The organism is Providencia sp. wls1922 (assembly GCF_009706505.1).
Lineage (GTDB): Bacteria > Pseudomonadota > Gammaproteobacteria > Enterobacterales > Enterobacteriaceae > Providencia > Providencia lanzhouensis.
In genome coordinates this window covers 55819-75048 of the sequence record NZ_WLUG01000051.1, presented here as the reverse complement: position 1 = coordinate 75048, position 19230 = coordinate 55819, and the positions used below count along the sequence as shown (strand labels likewise).

The window sequence follows — 19230 nt, the reverse complement described above, 5'->3', positions numbered from 1 at the left end:
GTGTGTGGATGAATGAGAGGCTAGAGTGACGCAATTAGAAATCGACGAGTATTGGATGGCTCAAGCTCTTGAGCTAGCAAAAAAAGCTCAAGATGCAGGGGAAATTCCTGTCGGTGCGTTACTGGTCAAAGATAACCAACTAGTAGCAGAAGGCTGGAACCACTCCATTGAAAATCACGACCCTACCGCCCATGCCGAAATTATTACCTTACAAAAAGCGGGCACCGCACTACAGAATTACCGTTTATTAGACACAACGCTGTATGTCACTTTAGAACCTTGCATTATGTGTGCAGGGGCGATGATCCATAGCCGCATCGGTCGAGTGGTGTACGGCGCGAACGATTTTAAAACGGGGGTATGTGGCTCCTTCATTAATATCATGTCGCAGCCAGGTTTAAACCACTATGTTGAAGTGACGAGTGGTGTACTTGAAGAAACTTGCTCATCCATGCTCAGCGATTTTTTTAGAATGCGCAGAGCACAAATTAAAGAGCAGAGACGTCAAGAAAAGCAGGCTCAAAATCCCGAAAGCTAGTCTTCAATTGATGTTTCCTTTTGTAGGGCTACGTTATTATCGGTGGAACTCGAACGTGTTGGTTTTGCCAAAATATATTTCCCTAGAGAGTCGTTTGGTGCACGAGTATTTTCCTTGGCATTAAACACACCGAGATTTGCTGACGCTTTGGGCGTGATATCCACTTTTGCTGACACCACATCGGGCATCACATAAGAGGAAAGCGGCGAGTTCTCATTTGGCACTACAACGTAAACGTGAGATTTCTTGGCAATTTCGAGTGTTTTCTGCTTTTTCTCCTGACTTTGCAAATAACCCACTAAGCTTTGATGATAGTGACGAATATTTTCTACATAGCGATAAGCTTCGTGTCCTCGGGCATAACCATAAGTGAGTTGGGAATAATATTTTTGCTGAGTTAGCAAGGGTAAATTTGCTTTAACATCAAGCCAGCGGTCAGGATTACCGCCAAGTCTTTGCGTTAGTTTTCGCACATCCAGCATATGCCCATAACCCATATTATAGGCAGCAAGGGTAAACCAAATGCGATCATCTTCAGCGATAGAATCGGGTAAGCGTTTCATAATATAGGCTAAATACGCAGCCCCACCTTTAATGCTCCCCTCTGGATCTAACCTGTCTTCAATTCCCATAGTTGCAGCCGTTGGTTTGGTGAGCATCATGATCCCACGAACGCCAGTCGGTGAGGTTGCAAGAGGATTCCAGTGAGATTCTTGCCAAGCTATTGCAGCAAGTAATTTCCAATCGATGCTCTCAACGGTCTCAGCATATTTCTCAAAGAGAGGTTGATAATCCGGCAGTTTATTATTTATGGCGCTAATAAACGTTATGGTATCGAAATAATCGAAGGATTCCACATGGCTGAAATGCTTTTCAATCAAGCGAGCAAGAAGATCGTTTTGATTGCTGAGATTAAAAAAATCGAGCAGGGCGGCATCTAGGCTGTTGTCATGTTGGCGGCTTAAATACCATGTAATGGCATGGTCATCGCGCAAATCAAATGCCACGGCGACTTTAGGATGAATACGTTGCTGCAAAGAGACCGCAATAGAATCTTCAAGGGTGTAATCAATTTCACCTTCGGCCACCATTTCTAATAATTGACTTGGTGTATAGTTGCTGCTTTCTTCCCACTTAAGATTAGGATATTGCGCTGAAAGTGCTTTTAACGTGCTTGCATGAGTGCTCCCCGCGATAACCATTAATTTCCCTTTCAGGTCATTAAAGGTTTTTGGGCGCGTAGTACCTTTACGGTAAACCAATTGCTGAGTAACACTCAAATAGCTTGGACCCGTTTTCATGGTTTCCAAACGGTCTTTATTATACAGCAGCCCCGCCACAGCGATGTCGGCATCGTCGTTATCGAGATCTTCGAAAATCTGTTCAATAGTCGGACGAATAATAATTTTGAGTTTAATACCTAGGTACGTGGCAAAGCCTTGAGCAAGCTCGTAGTCAAAGCCACGTAGCTGACGCTGCTCATCAATATAAATGAGTGGTGAACTTACTGCGCTAATACGTAACTCACCCCGAGAGATAATTTTGTCGACTTGGGTGTTTTGCGTATTAGACCATCGGACATTGAAGCCAATGATCATGGTGGCAAGTAAAGCGATGACCACGATAATAAAATAGTTAACTTTTAGGTTATTCAAATAATTATTTCTCGTGCAGGAACTGGTGTTGTGCGCTTAATAAAAACTGTTTAATCATGGTTATAAATCCAGTGGTTTCGTATTTTGCTCTAACAATGATGATCGGTGCAACTAATATTATCGTATTTAGCACATATTAATATTTAACTAATCGCTCTATTTTTAGTCACGCAAACGGTTTCGTATTGATGAACATTGCTCTATAATGGACTCCGGTTTCCCTGCTTTCGTGATCAGGGCTGGCGTTTAAAAGAGAGAATTTAAGACTATGGAAATTTTGCGTGGCTCACCGGCACTATCAGCATTTCGTATTACCCGCCTTTTGGCGCTGTTTGCTGAAAAACAGCTCCCAGTAACGGATATCTATGCTGAATATATGCATTTTGCTGAGCTATCAGCCCCATTAAGTGGCAGTGAGCAAGGTAAACTGAGTAGTTTATTAAAATATGGTCCTTCTCTGGCAGAGCATGAGCCATTTGGAAAACTGATTTTAGTCACCCCACGCCCAGGAACTATCTCTCCTTGGTCTTCTAAAGCAACGGATATCGCACATAACTGTGGCCTAACACAGGTTAAACGTATTGAACGCGGCGTTGCCTACTATATTCAAGCCGATTCACTGACAAGCGAGCAGTGGGATTTGGTTATCAGCCTGTTACATGACCGAATGATGGAAACGGTCTTTGCCTCTTTTGAACAAGCTGAGGCACTATTTATTCAGCAACAGCCTGCCCCAATGAAAGTGATTGATATCATCGCTGGCGGACGCCAAGCACTAGACACAGCTAACAAAGAGATGGGCTTAGCGTTAGCTGACGATGAAATTGATTATCTATTAGAGGCATTCACAGGGTTAAAACGTAACCCAACGGATGTTGAGCTATATATGTTTGCGCAAGCAAACTCAGAACATTGCCGCCATAAAATTTTCAATGCGGATTGGATTATTGACGGGGAAACACAGCCAAAATCCCTGTTTAAAATGATCAAAAACACCTTTGAAAAAACGCCAGATCACGTCTTGTCTGCTTATAAAGATAATGCGGCAGTAATGGAAGGTTCCTCAGTAGGTCGTTTCTTCCCTGAGCCAGATGGACGTACTTATCGTTATCATCAAGAAGATGCACATATTTTGATGAAAGTGGAAACCCATAACCACCCAACGGCAATCTCTCCATGGCCGGGGGCTGCAACTGGTTCTGGTGGTGAAATTCGTGATGAAGGCGCAACAGGTCGCGGTGCAAAACCAAAAGCAGGTTTAGTGGGCTTCTCCGTTTCAAACTTACGTATTCCGGGTTTTGAACAACCTTGGGAAGAAGATTTCGGCAAGCCTGAACGTATTGTGACTGCACTCGATATTATGACGGAAGGTCCTTTAGGCGGGGCGGCATTTAACAACGAATTTGGGCGTCCCGCATTATTAGGTTATTTCCGTACCTATGAAGAGAAAGTGAATAGCCACAATGGTGAAGAATTACGTGGTTACCATAAGCCAATTATGTTAGCGGGTGGTATTGGTAACATCCGTGCGGATCACGTTCAAAAAGGTGAAATTACCGTTGGCGCTAAGCTCATCGTTTTGGGTGGCCCTTCGATGAATATCGGTCTAGGAGGCGGAGCTGCATCATCCATGACATCCGGTCAATCTGCGGCGGATCTTGATTTTGCTTCTGTTCAACGTGATAACGCCGAAATGGAGCGTCGTTGCCAAGAAGTGATCGACAAATGCTGGCAGCTAGGTGATAAAAACCCAATTCTGTTTATCCATGATGTTGGTGCGGGGGGATTATCTAACGCAATGCCTGAACTGGTGAGCGATGGCGGTCGTGGTGGTCGTTTTGAACTGCGTAAAATTCTTAATGATGAACCAGGAATGAGCCCACTGGAAGTGTGGTGTAACGAATCCCAAGAGCGCTATGTGATGGCGGTTGCTCCAGAACAACTGGCATTATTCACTGAAATTTGTGAGCGTGAACGCGCGCCGTTTGCTGTGATCGGTGAAGCAACGGAAGAGCATCATTTAACCCTTAATGATGAGCATTTTGATAACCAACCAATTGACATGCCACTGGATGTATTGTTGGGCAAAACGCCGAAAATGTTGCGTGATGTGACAACACTGAAAGCCGAGCCTGAATCGCTGGATAGAACCGCCATCGATTTAACTGAAGCTGTTAAGCGTGTTCTGCATTTACCGGCTGTGGCAGAAAAAACCTTCTTAATCACTATTGGTGACCGCACTGTGACGGGAATGGTTGCTCGTGACCAAATGGTTGGTCCATGGCAAATCCCAGTCGCTGACTGCGCGGTGACAACCGCAAGTTTGGATAGCTATTATGGTGAATCAATGTCTATTGGCGAAAGAACGCCTGTGGCATTATTGGATTTTGCCGCTTCTGCGTGTATGGCAGTGGGTGAAGCACTAACCAACTTAGCATGCTCTTATGTACAAGACCTTAAGCGCGTGAAGCTATCTGCTAACTGGATGTCTGCGGCGGGTCACCCAGGGGAAGACGCAGGTCTGTACGAAGCAGTTAAAGCAGTCGGTGAAGAACTATGCCCAGCATTAGGCCTGACCATTCCAGTGGGCAAAGACTCAATGTCAATGAAGACTCGCTGGCAGCAAAATGGTGAAGAACGTGAAATGACGTCACCATTATCATTGATTATTAGTGCATTTGGTCGCGTTGAAGATGTTCGTCTAACGGTGACGCCAGAGCTGAAAACCACGGTAGATAACGGCTTGTTATTAATCGACCTTGGTCAAGGTCACAATGCGCTTGGTGGCTCTGCATTGGCACAAGTTTACCGTCAATTAGGTAATAAAGCGCCAGATGTTCGTGACCCAGCGCTGTTGTTAGGCTTCTTTAATACCATCCAAAAACTGTTATCTGAGCAAAAACTACTGGCTTACCATGACCGTTCTGATGGCGGGCTGTTTGTCACGTTAGTGGAAATGGCATTTGCGGGTCATTGCGGTATTAACGTGGATATCAGTTCATTTGATGAAGACACCTTAGCGGCACTGTTTAATGAAGAGCTGGGCGCAGTGATCCAAATCCAAGGCGCCGATCGCCAATATGTAGAGCAGTGTTTTGCCGATGCTGGCTTGGCAGGCTGTGTTCACTATCTTGGTTCTGCAACTCATGACGATGCGGTGATTATTAATAGCCGTGATACTGTCGTTTACAATGGTTCTCGTAGTGCTCTACGTGAGTGCTGGGCTGAAACTACATGGCAGATGCAGCGCTTACGTGATAACGAAGAGTGCGCAGATCAAGAGCATGACGCGAAGAAAGACAATCAAGACCCAGGTCTGAATGTGAAGCTGACTTACGATATCGCAGAGGATATTGCTGCTCCGTATATCGCATCGGGTGTTCGTCCTAAAGTGGCAGTGCTGCGCGAGCAAGGGGTTAACTCCCACGTTGAAATGGCAGCGGCATGGGATCGTGCAGGCTTTGATGCTATCGACGTCCACATGAGTGATTTACTGGCGGGCAACTTGTCTCTGGAGCAGTTCCAAGCACTAGTGGCATGCGGTGGTTTCTCATACGGTGACGTATTAGGCGCTGGTGAAGGTTGGGCGAAGTCCATTCTGTTCAATAACCGTGTTCGTGATGAATTTGCTACCTTCTTCAATCGTCCAGACACCTTATCATTAGGTGTATGTAATGGTTGCCAGATGATGTCTAACTTGCATGATCTGATCCCTGGCGCTGAATATTGGCCACGTTTTGTACGTAACCGTTCAGAGCGTTTTGAAGCACGCTTCAGCTTAGTTGAAATTGCAAATAGCCCATCATTACTGCTGCAAGATATGGCGGGATCACGTATGCCGATTGCGGTTTCTCACGGTGAAGGCCAAGTAGAAACTCGTGCGCCAACTCATTTAACGCAGTTAGAAAATAACGCGCTGGTGGCAATGCGTTTTGTGAACAATTACGGTCAAGTGACTGAGCAATACCCAGCGAACCCGAATGGTTCTGTGAATGGGATTACGGCAGTGACATCAACGGATGGTCGCGCGACGATTATGATGCCGCACCCTGAGCGTGTCTTCCGTACGGTAAGCAACTCTTGGCACCCAGAAAACTGGGGTGAAGATAGCCCATGGATGCGCATTTTCCGTAATGCACGTAAGCAATTAGGCTGAGATTAAAACGTCTGTTTTAATTTAGCGCTAAAAACTAAACACCCTATAGATCTCCTGATTTATAGGGTGTTTTTTTATCTGTTATCCATAAAAAAACCGCCCAATAGGGCGGTTAAGATGCATCTAAAACAGAGAATATTATTCTAAAATAAACATCCCGTATGGGTGGATTTGCAGGTAAAGATCTTCACCCACAGACGGTTGCAATTGAGTCGCATTGATCTGTAATAGCATTGATTGGTCGTGCCAATCTACCGTGACCTCATATTGCGGTCCCATATAAGCCACATGAGTGATGGTACAGCGTTGGCTATCTTCGCCTTGTTTACTTAATGTGATGGCTTCAGGGCGAACACCGACAGTGACTTGAGTTTTATCTGTTGAAAACAGCGCAGGGCGCGGTAAACGGTAATTAAAGATATCCACGGAATCGCTGCTGAGTGTAGCAGGGAAAATGTTCGCATCACCCATAAAGCTCGCCATAAACTTGGAAGCAGGTTGGCGGTACAGTTCTTGAGGTGAACCTAACTGCATGATTTTACCTTTGTTCATTACCAGAACCATATCCGAAACCGCAAAAGCTTCACTCTGGTCGTGGGTCACGTACAGTGAGGTAATATTAAATTGCTGTTGCAGTTCACGGATTTTTTCACGCATGCTACGGCGTAAGTTAGCATCCAAGTTACTTAATGGCTCATCAAATAACAGTACCTTGGGTTTTAAAATCAAGGCACGTGCTAGTGCAACACGCTGCTGCTGTCCACCGGAAATTTGGTCAACGAAACGGTCTGCAAAGCCCGCTAAGTCCACCAGTTCCAGCGCTTCTTCTACACGTTTTTTTATTTCAGCCTTTGGCAAGCCAAGCATTTTCAATCCATATCCCACGTTATCCCCTAACGACATATGCGGGAAGAGGGCATAGGATTGGAATACCATACAAATATCGCGCTGTTGAATAGAGCGGTCGGTGACATCTTCGCCATCGATAAACATACGCCCTTCAGTAGGCTTTTCTAAACCAGCGACTAAGCGCAGTACGGTGGTTTTACCGCAGCCAGATGGCCCTAATAGGGTGACCATACTCCCTTGTGGGATGGAAAGGCTTAAATCGTCAATGACCGTATTGTCGCCAAAGCGCTTAGTTATATTTTTTAATTCAACGAAACTTTTCTGTGTCATGTCAGTGACTCCATGATTACTGTGCATTTTTGGCTTTGGAACGTGAAACACGGGCTTCGCCAATTAAATAGTCAAATAAGAAGATAATCGCGAGCATGACCACGATCAGAATAGAACCGTAAGCAATCGCCACACCGTATTCACCATCTTCAACACGGTTCAAGATATACGCTGTCGCAACGCGGGTGTCTGGTGTTACCAAGAATACAATGGCGCTTACGGTGGTGATCGCACGGACAAAGCTGTAGATCAGCGCAGATAAAATCGCAGGGCGTAATAATGGCAGCAGGATATGGAAAATTGTCCGCATTGAACCTGCACGTAAGCTGAGGGAAGCCTCATCTAACGATTTGTCAATTTGCCCCAATCCTGCGATACCCGCACGAATACCGACTGGTACGTTACGCATGGTCATGGAGATAATCACAATCGCTGCAGTACCCGTTAAATAGAACGGTGTATCGTTAAAGGCGAGGATGTAAGAAACCCCAGCCACAGTACCCGGTACGGCAAAGCACAACATGGTGGAAAATTCGATGGTTTTCTTTCCACGGAAATCTTGGCGAACCACTATATACGCGATAAGCAGACCTAAAATCGCGGTGATTGGCGCAGCGATACCCGCATATAACAGGGTGTCTAACAGTGACGGCCATGCACCATCATCAAAACCTTGACCAAACAGTTTGATAAAGTTGTCCAGTGTTAAGGTGTAGTCCACACCCCAGTTCACCGTGAAGCTTCCGTAGAAGATGCTGCCGTACAGTAAGACGTTAAACGCGACCCAAATACCGAGAATTGTTGTCACCGTTGCAACAAGAGAAACTGGCAGCGGTTGAACATCGCCACGGTATGACTTACCGGAAACGGTGACGTAGGAACGTTTACCAATCCACATGTATTGCACACAGAAAACCAGCAATGAGAAGACAAGTAAGGAAGCGCCTAACGTACTGGCCGCTTGGTAATCAAGCTGGGAACCGGTGATATAGAAATAGATTTGTGTCGCCAGAACGTCGAAGTTACCCCCTAATACTAATGGGTTACTGAAGTCGGCAAGGGATTGTACAATCACGATTAAAAAGGCGTTCGCCAGTGCCGGTTTCAACAGTGGCATAAACACGTTGAAGAATGTCTGGTAGCGGTTAGCGCGCAAGGTGTATGACGCTTCTTCCAGTGATGGATGGATAGTTTTAATCGCACCATCAAGGATCATAAAGGACATCGGGGTGAACGCGAGAACTTGTGCTAACCAAATACCGGTAAAGCCGTATAACCAGTTAGTATTTTCTAGCTCCATATAGGTAGCTAAAAACTCAGTAATATAGCCTGAGCGACCCATCATTAAGGTGACGCCTAAACCGACAACAAACGGCGGGGTCACAATCGGTAAAATCGAGAATACGCGACCAATAATAGCGGAGCGCTTAGCAATTCGAGTAGTGTAAATCGCCAGGATTAAACCAAAGAAGGTACACCCAACACCCACTGCTAGTGAGAGGAATATGGAGTTGATGATGACCTGAACAATATGCGACTGGGTTAAAATAGCCACAAATGCAAATGGTGCAAAATCTCCGTTCCCGTCAGTAAACATTGGAATAAAAATTGCCACACTGGGAAAGATGATAAATAGTGTAATCAGTGCGACGACGGTGATAAGGGAGCCAATAACAAATTGGTCGCCACCCAGCCACTCTAAACGAGTCAAGGCGTGGGTCATTATCATACCAAGGGCGATAAATAAGGTGATGGCGGAATAGCCTAATCCCTTACCCTCTAAATAAGCAGTAATAATCACGAGAATTGCCGTGATGGCGGCAACCGCGATATCAAGATAGTGACGGGTTTTTTGATTACGATCGGCTGGCGTGATTGGTCTTAACAGTAAAATAGAAGGCAATAAATACCATAGCCAACTAATATTGACACTGCTCCAGCCATAGGCAGCTAAGATCTCATCTTGCGTTGAGTCGAATAAGCCGTAGTCGAGGCTCCATGAGGGTAGCAGAGCGAAGCCCAGCCAAGCTATCAGAATCCAAAGGAAGATACTGTCCTTTTTCTTCGAGGCTGTTAGGGTTAAGGTCTGAGGCATTGTTTTTCCCCTAAGTTTATTATTATTGAGTTAATTAACCATTGGTTTAATCTTATGATTTATAACGAAAATAATTTTAAACTTAATTAATATTATCGTTCTAATGAGTGAGCCAGACTGGAGCCGTCTGCGTAGCGCAGACACTCTTTTATTTGGCATCATTTTTTATAGTAAGTAGCTAATACACTAAATCGCGAAGTTCGCGAGTCATACGTGAGTCAATCAGGTAAAGTGCGGCGACAGGCGCCGCACCCAACATCTTATTTACTCATTTTAACTTCAGTAACCCACTTGTTGATCAGATTCTTACGGACTTCAGCGTCACCGTATTTATCCATATCGTAGTTGATTAAGTTTAAGTCTTTGAGTTTCAGAGACAGTGGAGAAGACTCTGCGGTGGTGTTGGTCAGGATTTGGTAAGACTGACCTTGTTTCCAGCTCAGCTCTTGGGCTTCTTTAGACAGAACGAAATCCACGAATAGTTTTGCGTTGTCCATGTTACGTGCGTTTTTCAGAATACTGATCCCGCCGATTTCATAGCCTGTCCCTTCACATGGCGCGATTAACTCCAATGGTGCACCATTTTCAACTTCCAAAGAGTAGTCATGCAGGAAGCCGATACCGATAGCAGATTCGCCGCGAGCCGCGTTACGTGCTGGGGCAATACCTGATTTGGTGTATTGGGAGATGTTAGAGTTCATTTTTTTGAGGTAATCAAAAGCTTGCTCGTTACCCCAAAGTTGGTCAAAGGTTGCCAACGCAGTGTAAGCAGTGCCTGAACTTTGTGGATCTGCGATTTGAATTTCGCCTTTATATTCAGGCTTAGTCAGATCTTTCCAGCAAGTAGGAATTGGTAATCCTTTCTCTTTTAAACGATCTTTATTCACACCAAAACCTAAGATACCGATATAAACCGCAGAAGAGTAGTTACCTTTGCGTTTAGCTGGATCTTGGAATTGCGGCATGATTTGAGACAGGTTAGGGGATTTGTACGGCTCTAGCAGATCCATTTCACCGGCTTGTGAATGTGGATCTAAGGTTCCGCCATACCAAACGTCTGCTTGTGGGTTACGTTTTTCAGCTTCGATTTTTGCTAAAGTACTGCCTGAACCGTTGCGAACGAACGTGGTTTTAACGTCGTATTTCTTGGCGAATGCTTGCGTTTCCGCTTCACACATCGCGTTGGTGGCACTACAGTAAACCACTAAACGGCCAGCTGCGTTTGCAGTGGTCGTAATAGCGGCAAGGGATAAACCTGCTGCAACAAGTGTAGAGAGAGTCTTAAGTTTCATTGTCAGTCCTTTATTCACGTTTTCGGATTAACTATTATTATGTGTCGGTGAAACTGCACCGGCTAAATGCTCTCTTTTACTGACATTGGCAATTAAAAGAGGCATCAGTAGTAGCCCCATCAAAGCAGCTGCACTGGCGAGTAAGGTAAACATCCCTGACCAACCATAATTGGCAATCACTTGAGAGAGCGGCCATCCTGCGATTGCAGCCCCTAGATAAGCGTACAATCCAAGATAACCCGTTACCGTTCCAGCTGCCTTTTTATGACAATATTCTGTAGCAGCTAGACCGACTAACATCTGTGGTCCAAATACAAAGAAACCGTTGGCTAAGAAGCATGCAGCTAATAGCCCGTAGTGATGAATTGGAATTAACCATAGGGCATTCACAGAAACGAATAGACCTAAGGAAAACAGCAAAATCATCGGTGCGCGTTGTCCTCGAAACAGGAGGTCGGAACCCCAACCTGCGCACAATGCACCTAATAAGCCACCTAATTCAAACAGCGCTAACGTGGCATTAGCGCTTAATAAATTGCTTCCGTGTGTTTCGGTTAGCCATAAATTTCCCCAATCGTTTATCCCAATACGGATGAGATAAACCAAAATGTAGGTGAAACCGAGCAGCCAAATCATTGGGTTAAACACAATAGTTTGTTTTAAAATCACCCACATGGATTGCGGGGGAGAAAGCTGCTCTTGGCGTAACTCTAATGCATCATGTCGCCACTGCCCCACGGTGGGTAAATGTTCTTCTTTGGGCGTACCCCGAAGCTGGCGACATAGCCATAATCCTAAAATAACCCCAATAATTCCCGGAACGATCAGCGCTATTTGCCAACTGTAATGGGTCGCCAACAGCGCCGTTAACAGCGGTAGCGCCATTCCCCCGAGATTGATGGAGATATTCCACAGTCCCCACCAAAAGCCCCGCTCGTTCCGTGAGTACCAATGAGTGAGAATACGCGCACAGGGCGGCCAACCCCAGCCTTGGAAAAATCCGTTTAACGTCCAAACGATTAACAGTGCAGGGAACGATAAACAGTAGGCAAAAATGATATTGAGGATCCCTGTCATCACGAGGCCAACACCCATAAACCAACGGTAGCCTGTAATGTCATGAAAAATACCGGATATAAACTTGGATAGACCATACGCAAGGTAAAATGCTGAGGCGATCCAACCAATATCACTTTTGTCTAAAAACAGTTCTGCCTGCATAACGGGCATCACAAAATTAAAGCTTTTACGGGTAAGGTAAAAAGCGGCATAACCGATGATCATGGAAAACATCAGGCGGCGACGCCAGAAACGGTAATTGTTATCCAGATCCAGTTTGCTTGTACCCGTCATGATTGTGTTTCTCCCGTTTGGCAGAATGTAATGAAGTTTTTAAATAAAAGGATGAGATAAGGTATTAGGAGGCTAAGAATTATTCCTAGTTTTTCACTATTTCATTTCAAAATGTGGGCAAGTTAACAATTATTTTGGTACCACTTTGGGTTGTTAGCGTCCAGTCGCCACCTAAGGCTCTAACTCGCTCCTCAATTCCACGCAAACCAAAGCCTGATGTGCGTTTGCTAAAAGGAATGCCCACACCATTATCATCAACAATTAGCTGTATCGAGTCACCTTGTTGATTTAGCGAGATGTGGATTTTTGTGGCTTTGGCGTGCTTACTGATATTGTTCAGTAGCTCTTGAACCAAACGGTAAAGGGTGAATAACACCGTTTCATTGGCTGGAGTTTCAGTTAATCCGTAATGAAAGTCACATTGAATATTATTTTCCTTGAAAGCAAATTCACCGATTAAATGGGTGAGTGCGTTTTCGAGGGACATTTCATCGAGCACGGGCGGACGTAATTGGCGCAATAGATGGCGGGTGGCTTGGTGGATCTGTAGTGCCAATTCGTTGATTTGGCTAGCGGCGTTATAGCTTAAATCGTTAGCCGCGGTTTTCTTCACCAGCATCGATTGGATTTGGATCGCGGTAATATTTTGTCCAATCTCATCATGAAGTTCACGGGCGATATCTTTCTTCACATCTTCTTCGGTGTGCACTAATTGGCGCATCAAGTCTCGGCGGGCGTGAAGCTCTTCTTCTAATCGCTGGCGGTAGCGTTGTAAGTTACTTGAGAGTTGCTTTTGGCGGCTGATAGCGATACCTAATCCAATACCAATCAGGGCTTGAGAGCTTAAAAAGAGCTGTAGCTCTTGGAGATCATCAAAGGCACCTTGGAACTGTCTTGCGAAGGTGATGATTAAGCTTCCTAGTAATGCGGATAACACGCCGCCTTGCCAGCCATAACGGTATGCCATGAAGATGTTGGGAATAAAAACTAATAAAACAATCAGTTGCTCAATTTCTGGGGCAAAGAAAATTTGGGCACTTAAGCCGACGAGGCAGAAGAGAAAACACCAAATAATCAATGAAGTACGTAATTGCTTATCTGTGGTTCCGTAGTCGAGCAGCATATGATAGTGCTGTTCGTGTAAGTATTCATAGATAAGATAAACAAAGGGGGAGAGGAGTATTCCGCCCGTAAATGTCGTTAAGAATAATTGGCTAATGGAATATTGAGATAACAGCCCAAACAGCAAGGCATTGAGTATGCTGTTGGCGGCGACGCCTGCCAATAACAAAATAAGTCGTTGCCAATAAAGTGTATATCGCCACCAAATATTTTGGATAACCATCGCAACCAGCAGGCTCAATATTGGGGATAACAGCAAAATAGGTTGAGTGAGTAATTGTTCTTGCGCAAGCCAGTAAGTCAGCAGGCCTTCAGCGAGTAAAACAGTTGGCCAGTAGCGTCGCCATAATAAGATCATCAAGGTGAGGCGTAAGGCTTGTGGTAGAAATAGGGTGGCTTGGAAGCTATTTTGGCTAAGGTAAAAGCCGATGATCCATAATCCCACCCAAATCAGTGAGTAGGTAAATAATAGGAATAGAGACTGTAATCCTAAACGAGCCGCTTTGTTCATTACTATTTACCTTGTGAGCGCGTTACCTTGCAGGAACGTTACCTTACTGGAAAGAAAGCCTGTTTATCGAGAAATGATGTTGTGTTCTAAGGCGTAGTGCACTAAATCAATGGTGTTTTCGCATTGCAATTTCCCGAGAACATTCGCGCGATGTACATGCACTGTTTTATGGCTGAGGTTTAATTGTTCCGCAATGACTTTCACACTGAGACCTGCGACCAGTAAATCAAAGACTTCGCGCTCACGGTTAGTCAGCTCTTGAACGCCTTGTTTTTGCTGCGGCGTTTGGCGTAAGGCTCGCATTGCATCAGCACACAGGTAGCATCCACCTTGGTAAACAGAACGTACCGCCTGGACTAATTCTTCAGGTCCGCAGCATTTGGTGAGATAGGCGCTGGCGCCTGCATCGAGCGCACTTTGTACGAAAGCAGGGGTGTCATAGATGCTTAAAATAATAGTACGAAAGTCGGGCTTCTTTTTACGTAAACGGGTTAGCAGTTGTAAACCGCTCTCATCTGGCATTGAAATATCCATAATTGCCACGTCAATATCGAGGCTAATTAGGTGTGGCCATGCTTCTTGCGCACTCGCATATTGCCCCACAATACTAATGTCAGGTTCTAACGTTAGTAATTGAGCAAAACCGGAGCGAACAACAATATGGTCATCAATAAGGGCTATTTTTATCATTGTAGTTTTGAAACGATAGTGTCAAGAGTAAGTAGGAGACCATTTGCCAGTCTTATATCAATATAGGGATGGATAAGCTAGCGGAATAACATAAAATTCTGACGTACATCAGAAATGAAACGCGCAGGATCATAGCGATAATAAATAGGATGGCAATATTTTATTTGGGCTTCAAAAATCGATATATACCGTCCATTCAACGCTAAATAGATAGGTTTAAAGAGAATATAAATAATAGAAGATAGGTAAATTTTCTGGAGTGTCTACTATTCGCGACAAATAGGGTTTGCTAGTGTCTCCAAAAGGAGACATTTATCTTATTGATAAACAAGTGATTTAAAAATGATGGAATTCACTGTCTTAAATTGGAGACAGATTCATGGTGAGTTAGTGGTATTTTTCATCACTCATAACAATTCAAAAATGATATGAACAAGTAAGAAAATAAATTCATATGAAAATCAGTTAGATAAAAATCTCATTGAAAAGTTGGCACGGGTTGTGCATAATATCCATCAGTTGCTCATTCAATTGCTTATGTAGGTCCAAGCTTGGGGAAACCTAGCAAATGGGAACATACCACATAAAACCCGAATGATGCCAAAGTAAGGTGCCTACCGTCCAAATCATCGATATTCGCTTTCGAGCTTTATCAAACACAGGGCGACACGTGGAGTGAGGCACCACCTATATGATTATCTTTAATGAAAGACATCGTCATATGAAAAAAATCGACATTCAAGCGTAATGCCGAGTATCGCTGGCGGAGGTGAGAAGCAATTCTTCCCTCCGCCTTCCCATTTCTGGGGCATCAATATTCCTTTCTATCAAGTTTATTCTTTCTATCGAATTAATCCTTCCATTCAATCATAGTATTATATTTAATCTATTTATCTGAAATCATTCACGTTTAGCTCACTTTCTTGGCATGTTCATTGCTATCTATCTGTCTATTGGTTTATCTATCATCAATGTAAACAGCACTTTTCGCATTAACGGGAGTTCTGCTACCATTGAATTACATATAAATAGGTAAGAGATGAATGCGTTGAGTAAATTGCGCCTTTTTCCGCGCTCATTGCGGCAGCTAGTGGTCATGGCTTTTTGGTTAGTCCTTTTGCCATTACTGGTACTGGCTTATCAGGCTTATCAAAGTCTAGAACAATTGAGCAACCAAGCGGCAGATATCAATAAAACTACGCTGCTTGATGCTCGGCGCAGTGAAGCGATGAGTAGCCTCGCACTGGAAATGGAGCGCAGTTATCGCCAGTATTGTGTATTGCAAGACAAAGCCTTACAGACGCAGTATCAAAAGCAGTTTGCTGATTATGAACAGATGCTGGAACGTCAAAAAACTATTTTGCCAGAGACTCCTGAAGTGCTGGGGCTTTTTACTGGGCTGCAAAAGCTAAAAGCGATTAGTTGTGAAAATAATGAGCCGATGGAAGCCACGACCAAAGTGTTAGAGCAATTCTCCGCGCAAAATACGGCTGTCGTTCAGCAAACTCGAGAGGTGATTTTTAGCCGCGGTGAACAGCTTCAAAAAGCCATTGCCAATAAAGGACAATTATTTGGTTGGCAAACACTGATCCTCTTCTTGCTGAGCGCGCTGTTGGTGACCTTATTTACTCGTATGATTATCGGTCCGGTTAAAATCATTGAGCGTATGATTAACCGTTTAGGGACGGGGCTGACTCTGGAAAATGATACTGATCGCTTTAAAGGCCCGAGAGAGCTGAGGATCATTGCTCAGCGAATTATATGGTTAAGTGAGCGGTTGGCTTGGTTAGAATCCCAGCGCCATGAGTTTTTACGTCATATTTCCCATGAGTTGAAAACGCCATTAGCCAGTATGCGAGAAGGAACGGAATTATTGGCAGATGAGGTTGCAGGCCCGTTAACTAGCTCGCAAAAAGAGGTGGTTGATATTCTTGATCAGAGTAGTAAGCATCTTCAGCAACTTATTGAACAGCTTCTTGACTATAATCGGAAATTAGTCGATGAGCCGCCCGTTGCCCAGCAAGTCGATTTGAAAAAGCTTATTGAAGATATTGTTAATGCACATAATTTACCCGCAAGAGCGAAAGATATTACCACTGATATTCGCTTAAAAGTGGACAGTTGCCTTGCAGAACCGACCTTACTCGGAAGGGTTATTGATAATATCTACTCCAATGCGGTGCACTATGGTGGCGAATCAGGTAATATTTGGATCTCAAGTCGCAGAACAGGGAATAAATTACTCATTGAGGTTGCCAATACGGGCACGCCTATCCCTGAGTCTGAGCAAAATATGATTTTTGAACCTTTCTATCAAGGCAGCCTCCAAAGAAAAGGCGCCGTCAAAGGAAGTGGGTTAGGGCTTAGCATCGCGCAAGATTGTATTAAGCAGATGGGTGGTGAATTATCATTAGTGCCACATAAATCAGCGGATGTTTGCTTCCGAATTGAACTGCCTTTAACCGCAGAGAACGAATAATAATGCAAAACAGGTCTACAGATTTCTTGGTGGTATTGTGTAATGCAGTACTGTCGAAGACAAAAACAATCTCAATTCGCCGTGGGGCAGGTATTAAGTCTTCCCGCGTTGGTACTCCTTTGGGAATAATTCTATTCTCGCTCATTTTAACAGGATGTGTGGCGAAGAACGGTCAATCACCATTAGAAACTCTAGCCAAAGTTGTTATCCCAGAAGTGAAAACTACGGATTACCGTTACGCTTCTTGCGAATCAATTTGGGAAAATCAAGAACCTGTCTCACAGGAAAATGCCCTCTATTGGTTACGCATGATGGGCTGTGTGGACAGAATGGATGCTGACAAAGCGCGTGCTGAAGCGAAAAAGATTGAAGTGAATGATTGGTCTACTTCATTTACTAAAAACATTCTATTAGGTTCAGCGGAGCCTACAATCGCTGAACGTCGCCAAATGCTCGATAGCATCAACACCTATAGTTTGAGCTTCCCAACGCCAATTCGCCCATTATTGCAATTGTGGCGCGAACAGCAGGTTCAAGCGATCAACCTTGCAGATGCGAATGCACGTTATAAACGTATGCAGCAAGAGATGGATGCAAAGCTTGACCGCCTAAAAGAAGATAATGCCAAGTTGCGTTTTGAGCTTAATAATACTTCCCGCAAGTTAGAAAACTTAACGGATATTGAGCGACAGCTCTCTTCTCGCAAGAAAAATGCGAATGAAGTTGAAAAAGAAGATGAAGCCGCTGTTGCTGCGCCAACAGAAACGAGGCCAGCTTCAGCCGAACAGAATTCCTCGGAGAATAAAGCACAATGACCGGTCGTAAGTCAGCTAACTTACTTTTGGTGGATGATGACCCTAGCCTGCTAAAACTGCTTGGTATGCGTTTGAGTAGTGAAGGTTTTAAAGTCTCTACAGCGGAAAGTGGACCTGAAGCACTAAAATTACTCCAGAAAGAAAAAGTCGATCTCGTGATTAGTGATTTACGAATGGATGAAATGGATGGCATGGCGCTGTTTGATGAAGTGCAAAAAGCCCATCCTAATCTTCCGGTGATTATTCTCACTGCTCATGGTTCGATTCCTGATGCGGTTGCGGCAACGCAGCGCGGGGTATTTAGTTTCTTAACCAAACCCGTTGATAAAGACGCGCTTTATAAAGCCATTGATGAAGCATTAGCATTATCTTCCACACCGATTAGTGATGAAGAGTGGAGCGCTGGCATTGTCACGCGTAGCCCGCTAATGATCCGTTTGCTTGAACAGGCTCATATGGTGGCACAATCGGATGTGAGCGTGCTGATTAATGGGCAAAGTGGTACGGGTAAAGAAGTATTAGCGCAAGCGATTCATAAAGTGAGCCCACGTGCTCATAAACCGTTTATCGCAATTAACTGTGGCGCATTACCTGAACAATTACTTGAGTCTGAACTGTTTGGGCATGCTAAAGGTGCGTTTACCGGTGCAGTCAGTAGCCGTGAAGGGCTATTTTTTGCTGCCAGCGGTGGAACGCTCTTTTTAGACGAAATTGGTGATATGCCAATGCCGCTGCAAGTCAAATTACTGCGTGTTTTGCAAGAACGTAAGGTTCGCCCGCTAGGTAGCAACCGCGATTTAGATATTGATGTCCGCATTATTTCTGCGACCCACCGTAACCTACCGAAAGCGATGGAAAAAAACGAGTTCCGTGAGGATCTCTATTATCGCTTGAATGTAGTGAACCTGCGGATCCCTGCATTGAATGAACGCGCGGAAGATATTCCATTATTAGCTAATCATTTATTACGTGAAGCTGCGAGCCGCCATAAACCATTTGTTCGTAGTTTTTCGAGTGATGCGATGAAGTGCTTGATGACCGCAAGCTGGCCCGGAAACGTCCGCCAGTTAGTGAACGTGATTGAGCAGTGTGTCGCATTGACGACCTCTCCAGTGATCAGCGAAGCTCTCGTTAGCCAAGCGCTGGAAGGAGAAAATACGGCGCTACCGACTTTTGTTGAGGCGCGTAACCAATTCGAATTAAATTATCTGCGTAAGCTATTGCAGATGACCAAAGGCAACGTGACCCAAGCTGCGCGCATGGCGGGACGCAACCGTACCGAGTTTTATAAATTACTTGGGCGTCACGATTTAGAAGCGAATGATTTTAAAGAATAAAACCTTTA

General features: G+C 44.5%; 12 protein-coding genes. 5 read left to right on the top strand and 7 right to left on the bottom strand.

Going from position 1 to position 19230, the window contains the following annotated elements:
* Positions 1 to 25: 25 nt before the first annotated feature.
* The gene (gene tadA, locus GKR71_RS04250; protein WP_230085021.1) at positions 26 to 538 is read left to right on the top strand and encodes a tRNA adenosine(34) deaminase TadA; all 513 of its coding nucleotides are present in this window, start codon (positions 26 to 28) and stop codon (positions 536 to 538) included.
* Here tadA and mltF read toward each other — a convergent pair.
* On the bottom strand, positions 535 to 2193 hold the full coding sequence (mltF, locus tag GKR71_RS04245) for a membrane-bound lytic murein transglycosylase MltF (protein ID WP_154633973.1): 1659 nt from the start codon (positions 2191 to 2193) through the stop codon (positions 535 to 537). The genes tadA and mltF overlap by 4 nt on opposite strands.
* Before the next feature lie 268 nt (positions 2194 to 2461).
* Here mltF and purL point away from each other — a divergent pair, with 268 nt between their 5' ends.
* The gene (purL, locus tag GKR71_RS04240; protein WP_154633972.1) at positions 2462 to 6349 is read left to right on the top strand and encodes a phosphoribosylformylglycinamidine synthase; all 3888 of its coding nucleotides are present in this window, start codon (positions 2462 to 2464) and stop codon (positions 6347 to 6349) included.
* A 138-nt stretch (positions 6350 to 6487) separates the two neighbouring features.
* Here purL and fbpC read toward each other — a convergent pair whose 3' ends face one another.
* The 6 genes from fbpC to GKR71_RS04210 all read right to left on the bottom strand — a co-directional run bounded on the left by fbpC (position 6488) and on the right by GKR71_RS04210 (position 14591).
* Positions 6488 to 7528, bottom strand: a complete 1041-nt coding sequence (fbpC, locus tag GKR71_RS04235) for a ferric ABC transporter ATP-binding protein (RefSeq protein ID WP_154633971.1) — start codon at positions 7526 to 7528, stop codon at positions 6488 to 6490.
* A 16-nt stretch (positions 7529 to 7544) separates the two neighbouring features.
* Positions 7545 to 9623: an ABC transporter permease gene (locus GKR71_RS04230; protein ID WP_154633970.1), complete on the bottom strand. Its 2079-nt coding sequence runs from the start codon at positions 9621 to 9623 to the stop codon at positions 7545 to 7547.
* A gap of 260 nt (positions 9624 to 9883) precedes the next feature.
* Complete coding sequence (locus GKR71_RS04225; protein ID WP_154633969.1) at positions 9884 to 10915, bottom strand: ABC transporter substrate-binding protein; 1032 nt, start codon at positions 10913 to 10915, stop codon at positions 9884 to 9886.
* Positions 10916 to 10942: 27 nt separating this feature from the next.
* On the bottom strand, positions 10943 to 12268 hold the full coding sequence (gene uhpC, locus GKR71_RS04220) for an MFS transporter family glucose-6-phosphate receptor UhpC (protein WP_036949457.1): 1326 nt from the start codon (positions 12266 to 12268) through the stop codon (positions 10943 to 10945).
* A gap of 106 nt (positions 12269 to 12374) precedes the next feature.
* The gene (locus tag GKR71_RS04215; protein WP_036949459.1) at positions 12375 to 13901 is read right to left on the bottom strand and encodes an MASE1 domain-containing sensor histidine kinase; all 1527 of its coding nucleotides are present in this window, start codon (positions 13899 to 13901) and stop codon (positions 12375 to 12377) included.
* Positions 13902 to 13964: 63 nt separating this feature from the next.
* The gene (locus GKR71_RS04210; protein WP_036949460.1) at positions 13965 to 14591 is read right to left on the bottom strand and encodes a response regulator transcription factor; all 627 of its coding nucleotides are present in this window, start codon (positions 14589 to 14591) and stop codon (positions 13965 to 13967) included.
* A 1039-nt stretch (positions 14592 to 15630) separates the two neighbouring features.
* Between GKR71_RS04210 and GKR71_RS04205 the strand changes: the two genes are divergently transcribed.
* The 3 genes from GKR71_RS04205 to glrR are packed head-to-tail and all read left to right on the top strand — an operon-like array spanning position 15631 to position 19222.
* On the top strand, positions 15631 to 17070 hold the full coding sequence (locus GKR71_RS04205; protein WP_036949462.1) for a sensor histidine kinase: 1440 nt from the start codon (positions 15631 to 15633) through the stop codon (positions 17068 to 17070).
* A 2-nt stretch (positions 17071 to 17072) separates the two neighbouring features.
* Positions 17073 to 17885, top strand: a complete 813-nt coding sequence (qseG, locus tag GKR71_RS04200; RefSeq protein ID WP_154633968.1) for a two-component system QseEF-associated lipoprotein QseG — start codon at positions 17073 to 17075, stop codon at positions 17883 to 17885.
* On the top strand, positions 17882 to 19222 hold the full coding sequence (gene glrR / locus GKR71_RS04195) for a two-component system response regulator GlrR (protein ID WP_036949464.1): 1341 nt from the start codon (positions 17882 to 17884) through the stop codon (positions 19220 to 19222). Before qseG ends, glrR begins: the two co-directional genes overlap by 4 nt.
* Positions 19223 to 19230 lie beyond the last annotated feature (8 nt).

Excerpts from the sequence above, each read along its gene's own strand:
- purL (WP_154633972.1), top strand. The coding sequence starts at position 2,462 with ATGGAAATTTTGCGTGGCTCACCGGCACTATCAGCATTTCGTATTACC.
- fbpC (WP_154633971.1), bottom strand. The coding sequence starts at position 7,528 with ATGACACAGAAAAGTTTCGTTGAATTAAAAAATATAACTAAGCGCTTT.
- GKR71_RS04230 (WP_154633970.1), bottom strand. The coding sequence starts at position 9,623 with ATGCCTCAGACCTTAACCCTAACAGCCTCGAAGAAAAAGGACAGTATC.
- GKR71_RS04225 (WP_154633969.1), bottom strand. The coding sequence starts at position 10,915 with ATGAAACTTAAGACTCTCTCTACACTTGTTGCAGCAGGTTTATCCCTT.
- uhpC (WP_036949457.1), bottom strand. The coding sequence starts at position 12,268 with ATGACGGGTACAAGCAAACTGGATCTGGATAACAATTACCGTTTCTGG.
- GKR71_RS04215 (WP_036949459.1), bottom strand. The coding sequence starts at position 13,901 with ATGAACAAAGCGGCTCGTTTAGGATTACAGTCTCTATTCCTATTATTT.
- GKR71_RS04210 (WP_036949460.1), bottom strand. The coding sequence starts at position 14,591 with ATGATAAAAATAGCCCTTATTGATGACCATATTGTTGTTCGCTCCGGT.
- GKR71_RS04205 (WP_036949462.1), top strand. The coding sequence starts at position 15,631 with ATGAATGCGTTGAGTAAATTGCGCCTTTTTCCGCGCTCATTGCGGCAG.
- qseG (WP_154633968.1), top strand. The coding sequence starts at position 17,073 with ATGCAAAACAGGTCTACAGATTTCTTGGTGGTATTGTGTAATGCAGTA.
- glrR (WP_036949464.1), top strand. The coding sequence starts at position 17,882 with ATGACCGGTCGTAAGTCAGCTAACTTACTTTTGGTGGATGATGACCCT.